Source organism: Bacteroides finegoldii DSM 17565 (genome assembly GCF_000156195.1).
In the GTDB taxonomy this organism is placed as follows: domain Bacteria; phylum Bacteroidota; class Bacteroidia; order Bacteroidales; family Bacteroidaceae; genus Bacteroides; species Bacteroides finegoldii.
Genome location: NZ_GG688323.1, coordinates 273,547 through 280,974, shown reverse-complemented (window position 1 = coordinate 280,974; position 7,428 = coordinate 273,547). Strand labels below are relative to the sequence as shown.

The following is a 7,428-nucleotide window of genomic DNA, read 5'->3' as shown; positions in this document are numbered from 1 at the left end:
ATTTTTCTCCTCAAGGTAGAACACAACTTCATTTACACTTTCCTTCACATCAACAAGATCAAAGTAGTCTAAAGTGCCTTCAGGAAGAAGAAGGCGATAACCGTTTAACTCCATAAGCTATGAATTTGGAGACAAAGATAACAATTTATAAATTTACCCCTCAGGTTTTTACATTGACCCATGAAAAGGTGAAGGGCGAACCTTTGTTAGATAAATATATCAGAAATTGATAATATCTCCTGTAATCAGCATTTAATATTCAGCTCATTCAAAACTTTACGAATAGCTTCAAACGTAGTAATGCGCGTAGGTACTAGTGGCAACCGAAGTTTATTTTCAATCATTCCCATTGCATTCAACATTGATTTCACACCGGCCGGATTCCCATCTACAAATAATAGATTAAACAATTCTGTAAATCTATGATGGATAGCCAGCGCGTTAGCAAAGTCTCCTTGAAGAGCCAGGCGAGTCATACGGCTAAACTCACGGGGAAAAGCATTTCCTATTACCGAAATAACGCCAACAGCTCCTAAAGTAATAAGAGGAAAAGTGATGCCATCATCTCCGGATATAACATTAAAATTCTCAGGTTTATTTTTAATGATATCATCCATCTGTGTAATATTACCGGAGGCTTCTTTTATAGCAATCACATTACTGAAGTTACGTGCGATACGCAAAGTCGTTTCAGCAGTCATATTCACACCTGTACGTCCCGGAACATTATACAACACAATAGGAAGTTCCGTTGCTTCGGCAATAGCCTTATAATGCTGATAAATACCTTCTTGAGAAGGCTTGTTATAATATGGCACAACAGACAATATAGCGTCGACTCCTGTGAAATCATCATTCTTCAATGTCTCCACAACAGCCCGAGTGTTATTACCACCTACACCTAACAGAATAGGGACTCTTCCGTTAACGCGGTCAATCACCATTTTTTTAATAGTTTTCTTTTCTTCCTCAGTAAGAGTCGGCGTTTCAGCCGTAGTTCCCAGCACACACAGGAAATCCGCATTATTCTGTAATAAATAGTCTACCATACGCATTAGCGCGTCATAGTCAACACTCTCATCCTCTTTGAAAGGAGTAATCAGTGCTACCCCCATTCCTTTCAATTTAGTCTGTATCATGAGTTTTAATTATAATCTCTAATTTATTTAGCCACAAAAGTACGAATATTTTTCATATCTTACGATATAAGTTTCAGAAATTCGTCTTCGCTTAATATGGTTATTCCTAATTTTTGCGCTTTTTCCAACTTTGCAGGTCCCATATTATCTCCAGCAAGAATAAAACTTGTTTTTGCGGAAATACTTCCCACATTTTTCCCTCCGTTTTTCTCAATAAGTTCTTTATATTCGTCACGCGAATGGTGGATAAACACACCGCTGATAACAATAGACTGTCCCGCTAACTTATCAGTATACCCACTCAAATCTTCTTCAGTACGATAAAACTGCAGCCCAGCCTCTTTCAACCTGTTCACCAACTCGCAATTAGCCTCATTTGCAAAATACGTAAGAATACTCTGGGCTATTTTCTCACCGATTTCATCGATACTTACTAATCTTTCAAGATCCGCCCGTTTCAACTCATCTATATTTTCAAACGACTTCGCAATCTTTTTTGCAACTGTTTCACCCACAAAGCGGATTCCCAGAGCAAAAATAACACGTTCGAAAGGAACTGTTTTGCTCTGGGCAATTCCTGTTACAATATTCTCAGCTGATTTTTCCCCCATACGCTCCAATCCTTTAATGTCGTCTATTGTGAGTTTATACAAATCAGCGGTATTATGAATTAAACCTAAGCGATAAAACATATCAACCGTCTCCGGACCTAAACCATCGATATCCATAGCTTTCCGACTAATAAAATGCTCTATCTTACCTTTAATCTGAGGAGGGCAAGCCGTTTCATTAGGACAGTAATGAGCAGCTTCCCCTTCATACCTGACTAATTTACTGCCACATTCAGGACAAGTAGTGATGAACCTGACCTTCTCACCAACCATAAAACTACGTGCATCTACATCCACACCCGTGATTTTAGGAATAATCTCACCACCTTTTTCCACATAAACCATATCTCCAATGTGCAAATCAAGTCCTTCGATTATATCAGCATTATGTAAGGATGCACGTTTCACGACAGTTCCCGAGAGCTGTACCGGATCCAAATTAGCCACAGGAGTAACAGCCCCCGTTCTACCGACTTGATAAGTCACTTTATTCAAACGAGTCAAAGCCCGCTCCGCCTGGAACTTGTAAGCAATAGCCCATCTGGGAGATTTAGCCGTAAACCCCAAATTCTTTTGCTGCCTCAAGCTATTTACCTTTAACACAATCCCATCCGTAGCAACCGGTAAGTTTTTACGTTCTACATCCCAATAATTTATAAATTCAAAAACCTCCTCTAATGTTTGACATTTACGCATTAGATCAGATATTTTAAAGCCCCATTTTGCCGCTTCCTGAAGATTTTCGTAATGTCCGTCGCAAGGCAGATTCTCTCCTAAAAGATAATATAAATACGCATCCAATTTACGGGAAGCGACAACTGAAGAATTTTGCAACTTCAATGTTCCGGAAGCTGCATTTCTTGGATTAGCAAAAAGTGGTTCCTCGCGGACCTCCTTTTCTCGATTCAATGCTTCAAATACTTCCCACGGCATAAGAATCTCCCCACGAATTTCAAATGAGGCAGGATAGTTATCACCGTGAAGCACAAGCGGAATAGAACGAATCGTTTTCACATTATCCGTCACATCATCACCTTTCTCACCATCTCCACGAGTAACCGCCCGAACTAATTTTCCATCCTCATAAGTCAATGAGATTGATGTTCCATCATATTTCATCTCACAGCAAATCTCAAAATCTTCATTAAGAGCCTTACGGACACGTTCATAGAAATCGGTGACTTCCTCCTCCGAATATGTGTTCGCCAATGATAACATAGGATATTTATGTGCTACCTGCGTAAAGTTCTTGTTCAAATCACTACCCACACGCATAGTAGGCGAATTCTCATCTTTATATTCCGGGTGAGCCTCCTCCAAATCCTGGAGTTCACGCATCTTGTCATCAAACTCCTTATCCGATATTTCAGGAGCATTCAACACGTAATAATTATAGTTATGCCGATGAAGTTCAGCACGCAATTCCTCTATTCTTCCTTTTATATCCATATTTCTTTGATTGTTTAAGGCAAAAATACGGGTTTATCTTTGAATATTTGTACTTTTGCGAAAAATTAAAGATTATGCGTATTGATATTATAACGGTTTTGCCCGAAATGATTGAGGGATTCTTCAATTGTTCCATTATGAAACGGGCTCAGAACAAAGGACTTGCAGAAATCCATATTCACAATCTGCGTGACTACACTGAAGATAAATACCGCCGTGTCGATGATTATCCTTTTGGCGGCTTTGCCGGAATGGTCATGAAAATAGAGCCTATCGAGCGTTGCATCAATGCTCTCAAAGCGGAGCGAGAGTACGATGAAGTAATCTTCACAACCCCCGACGGAGAACAATTCAACCAGCCTATGGCCAACAATCTGTCTTTAGCACAGAATCTTATTATCCTTTGTGGACATTTCAAAGGAATTGACTATCGTATCCGCGAGCACCTGATCACTAAAGAAATCAGTATCGGAGATTACGTCCTGACAGGTGGCGAATTAGCTGCGGCAGTCATGGCCGACGCTATTGTACGCATCATTCCGGGAGTCATCTCCGATGAACAATCTGCACTTTCCGATTCTTTCCAAGATAATTTGCTGGCAGCACCTGTATATACTCGTCCTGCCGACTATAAAGGCTGGAAAGTTCCCGAGATTCTTTTATCCGGTCATGAAGCCAAGATTAAAGAATGGGAACTGCAACAATCTTTGGAGCGCACCAAGAAACTTCGTCCCGACTTGCTGGAAGAATAAAAACGATATGTAAATAAAAACGACAGCAGGAAATAAGTTATTCCTGCTGTCGTTTTTATTATATCCTCCGCTTGGAGATTTTAGCTCTCACTCTTCACACTAAACACAAACATCTTATTCGTTCGCCATTTCATATTCAATTTCACAGATCAAAACTTGAAGGTAGAATAACATTTTTCTCATATATTTAGTGCGAATAGTTATTGTATGTTTGCAGTTATACCTCAAGCGCACCTATAATTTCCTTCACAGACTTATATCCATGTCTATCTAAGTAATTATTTATACCATCTTCCACTTTGATGGTAACAGCCGGATCTATGAAATTTGCCGTACCGATCTGGATAGCAGATGCACCCGCAAGCATGAATTCAACCGCATCTTTCCAATCCATAATCCCGCCTAATCCTATGACAGGAATATTTACCACTTTAGCAACTTGCCATACCATACGTAATGCGATAGGTTTTACGGCGGCTCCGGACATTCCACCCGTTATAGTGGATAAAATGGGACGTCTACGCTCCGCATCGATTGCCATTCCCAATAATGTATTGATTAATGATACACTATCTGCACCACTTTCTTCCGCTGCACGAGCTATTTCAGTGATATCTGTGACGTTTGGAGAGAGTTTTACGATAAGTGTCTTTTTATAAGCAGAACGTACTGCTTTCACTACTTCTGACGCACCTTTTGCTGACACACCAAAAGCCATACCACCTTGCTTTACATTGGGGCAGGAAATATTTAACTCTATAGCAGGAATTTTGTCAAGTTCATTAATAATTTCGGCTGTTTTCACATAATCTTCGATAGTAGAACCCGAAACGTTTACAATCATATTCGTTTCTATGTCTTTTATGCGAGGATATATATGTTCTACAAAGTACTCAACGCCCTTATTTTGCAGTCCCACAGCGTTTAACATCCCCGAAGGAGTCTCAGCCATACGTGGATAAGGATTCCCTTCACGTTTGTGAAGAGTAGTACCCTTTACAATAATACCACCTATTCGCGCTATATCAATGAAGTCAGAGAACTCTTCACCGTATCCAAATGTACCGGATGCTGTCATCACCGGATTCTTCATTTTCAATTCGCCAATATTTACATTTAAATCTGCCATAATAGTTTCTTTATATTAAAAACAGGACCTTCTTTGCATACACACAAGTGACCTTCTGTCGTATTTTCCACACAACATAAACATGCACCGATACCACAAGCCATCGTATTTTCCAAAGAGACTTCACATTCTATCTGATTACTTTTGGCATATTTTGCCACAGCCATCATCATAGGTTTGGGACCACAAGTGTAAATCTGCTCAAATTGTACTTTGCCTAATATAGAATGTTGAGTAACATATCCCTTTTCTCCGTAACTACCATCTTCAGTAGTAGTGTACACCTCACCATATTTAGCGAATTCTTCCAACTGCAAAAGATCCTTATCACTACGGGCGCCTAAAAGAAAGGTAGGTTTATGACCGTTTTTAGCCAATTGCTCACCCAAAAACAACATAGGAGCTGTTCCGACACCTCCACCCACTAGCAGGAGCTTATCAGAAGCATTGTGAGGCATTGTGTAGCCATTTCCTAACGGAAGTACCGTATTAATCACATCGCCTGATTTTACCTCTGCCAAACGCCTTGTACCATCTCCGACTAACTGGATCAGAAACCATACTTCATTTCGTTGTTTATCTACAAAGTTAATAGAAATAGGACGACGCAAGAATGTAGTAGGCGAACCGTCCACCCGGAGTTCGGCAAACTGCCCAGGCAACATTTCGGGCAACAACGATGGAGATGTCAATTTTAGCAATACATAATTAGTATGCAATTTAATATTCTCCGTAACCGTCAGATCTAAAATAAATTTCTTCATGTATGGATATAAAAAGTATAAATTCGTATTCCGGGTGCAAAGATACAGGAATTTGCTCAAACGAGCGATTTTACCTCTTATTTTTCAGGTCTAAACGTTTCATAGGTATTATCATCAAAGAAAATTCTTATTTCAGTGATTTTCCTAACAGGCTTTTCTATATACCTAATTTCCTGTTTTACAACCCCTTTAGCTACATTTTCAGTGCCTCTTAATGCAATTTCCTTGCGATTTTCCAGGCCAATCGTTTCTTTGGTCGAATTTACAGGATTCTCGTCAAACAAAGAAGGTTGATAATCTCCATTAGAAGATACCAATGAAGCACTTTCTGCAGAAGCAAGCATTTCACCTTTTCCATATAATAGCCATTCGAGATTTACATAGCTATAAGTCTGGTGAACTTTCATGACTACTTCCAGACTCGGTTTATTTCTATCATTTAAAATATGAGAAAGAGTAGACTGCTGAACACCGATTGTCTCGGCAAAAACTCTGGGGGGAACCTTTTCCCTTTCCATAATCATTCTAATTCTGTCTTTTATTTCCATACTGCCTTTATTGAAAGTTATAATTCCACGCACTAAATGATGTTTTCACAAAAATATATCAAAGTTTAAATGTAATACAAAAGTAATTATTTAAATTCACAAAAACAAATTACAACTATAAAATATAAATATTACAAAGTTATATCGTCATTCACATTTGAAATATTACGATTGTACACATAGATAAAAGAACCTATTTATATATCATAGTTATTATTTAATAAATACATATTACTATCTGATAATAAACAAATTACATAAAACAATAGTGAGTAAAAACAATGATATTCACAAAAATAAATGCCACATAAAGTTCTAATTTACAGTTCAAAATCAAATAACGGTATATATATAACTGATATTTAATGATATAACATACCTATAAATAACTATTAATCACTCTCCTACTACATTTATACTAAATACTCTATCTTTGTAAACTATCTATTTTACATTTATACAACCAGCTACTAAAGTACAAATGTATTGCATTCACAAGGGTATTAATTACAAATATATAACACGAAATACACAAGCGTAAATAGAAGAAGTTGCACTTGCAATAAAATAAAGAAAAAAAAGCTATTATTCACGAATGTATATTATGGTTTCTTCAAATCATATTTGACATTCTAACATAAAATACCAAATCCTTGCAATATTTCCGTCCATTAGCCCATTTCGATGTTTTTTTTCAATTCTAGAAAGGTCTAATTCTGCATAATACATTGTTATACAAATATTTACTTCAAATTTTATGATTCTGTTTTTTAGTTTAAATAGAGAAAAGCAAGAAAATCACCACTATTAATCTCCAAACTATCAAAATGATATTTAAAGCAAGATAGGAATTCAAATTTTTCTGTGAAGTTTCTTGTGAAGAGAAAAACGCCTATTCGATGAAAGAATGATATTGGGGACACCACCGAATAAAATTGAGATGAATGAATAAACGAAAAATTCCAAAGGATGAGGAAGTAGCCATGAAAAGATGAGGAAAGTATGTAGAAATTATTGTTCGTTTTTTTTATTCAAA

Annotated in this window: 6 protein-coding genes and 1 pseudogene; 1 reads left to right on the top strand and 6 read right to left on the bottom strand. The window is 37.5% G+C overall.

The window, feature by feature from the left end:
- From BACFIN_RS23970 to ligA, 3 genes and pseudogenes are all read right to left on the bottom strand, one after another.
- Window positions 1–114 (bottom strand): annotated as a pseudogene (locus BACFIN_RS23970) (ISAon1 family transposase N-terminal region protein); the annotation flags it as partial.
- Between the two features lie 131 nt (window positions 115–245).
- Complete coding sequence (gene dapA / locus BACFIN_RS09670) at window positions 246–1,139, bottom strand: 4-hydroxy-tetrahydrodipicolinate synthase (RefSeq protein WP_007753443.1); 894 nt, start codon at window positions 1,137–1,139, stop codon at window positions 246–248.
- Between the two features lie 59 nt (window positions 1,140–1,198).
- Window positions 1,199–3,199, bottom strand: coding sequence for an NAD-dependent DNA ligase LigA (gene ligA / locus BACFIN_RS09675; RefSeq protein WP_007753440.1), 2,001 nt, complete (start codon window positions 3,197–3,199; stop codon window positions 1,199–1,201).
- A gap of 74 nt (window positions 3,200–3,273) precedes the next feature.
- Here ligA and trmD point away from each other — a divergent pair, with 74 nt between their 5' ends.
- Window positions 3,274–3,951 (top strand): tRNA (guanosine(37)-N1)-methyltransferase TrmD, encoded by a 678-nt coding sequence (trmD, locus tag BACFIN_RS09680; protein WP_007753437.1) that lies wholly within the window; start codon window positions 3,274–3,276, stop codon window positions 3,949–3,951.
- Between the two features lie 217 nt (window positions 3,952–4,168).
- Here the strand turns inward: trmD and BACFIN_RS09685 are convergent, their stop codons facing one another.
- The 3 genes from BACFIN_RS09685 to BACFIN_RS09695 form a co-directional block, all read right to left on the bottom strand.
- On the bottom strand, window positions 4,169–5,080 hold the full coding sequence (locus tag BACFIN_RS09685; RefSeq protein ID WP_007753435.1) for a dihydroorotate dehydrogenase: 912 nt from the start codon (window positions 5,078–5,080) through the stop codon (window positions 4,169–4,171).
- On the bottom strand, window positions 5,068–5,844 hold the full coding sequence (locus BACFIN_RS09690) for a dihydroorotate dehydrogenase electron transfer subunit (protein ID WP_007753432.1): 777 nt from the start codon (window positions 5,842–5,844) through the stop codon (window positions 5,068–5,070). Before BACFIN_RS09690 ends, BACFIN_RS09685 begins: the two co-directional genes overlap by 13 nt.
- Before the next feature lie 77 nt (window positions 5,845–5,921).
- A complete protein-coding gene (locus tag BACFIN_RS09695; protein ID WP_007753420.1) occupies window positions 5,922–6,392 on the bottom strand; it encodes a helix-turn-helix domain-containing protein in 471 nt (156 codons plus the stop codon).
- Between the last annotated feature and the right edge of the window lie 1,036 nt (window positions 6,393–7,428).

Excerpts from the sequence above, each read along its gene's own strand:
- dapA (WP_007753443.1), bottom strand. The coding sequence starts at position 1,139 with ATGATACAGACTAAATTGAAAGGAATGGGGGTAGCACTGATTACTCCT.
- ligA (WP_007753440.1), bottom strand. The coding sequence starts at position 3,199 with ATGGATATAAAAGGAAGAATAGAGGAATTGCGTGCTGAACTTCATCGG.
- trmD (WP_007753437.1), top strand. The coding sequence starts at position 3,274 with ATGCGTATTGATATTATAACGGTTTTGCCCGAAATGATTGAGGGATTC.
- BACFIN_RS09685 (WP_007753435.1), bottom strand. The coding sequence starts at position 5,080 with ATGGCAGATTTAAATGTAAATATTGGCGAATTGAAAATGAAGAATCCG.
- BACFIN_RS09690 (WP_007753432.1), bottom strand. The coding sequence starts at position 5,844 with ATGAAGAAATTTATTTTAGATCTGACGGTTACGGAGAATATTAAATTG.
- BACFIN_RS09695 (WP_007753420.1), bottom strand. The coding sequence starts at position 6,392 with ATGGAAATAAAAGACAGAATTAGAATGATTATGGAAAGGGAAAAGGTT.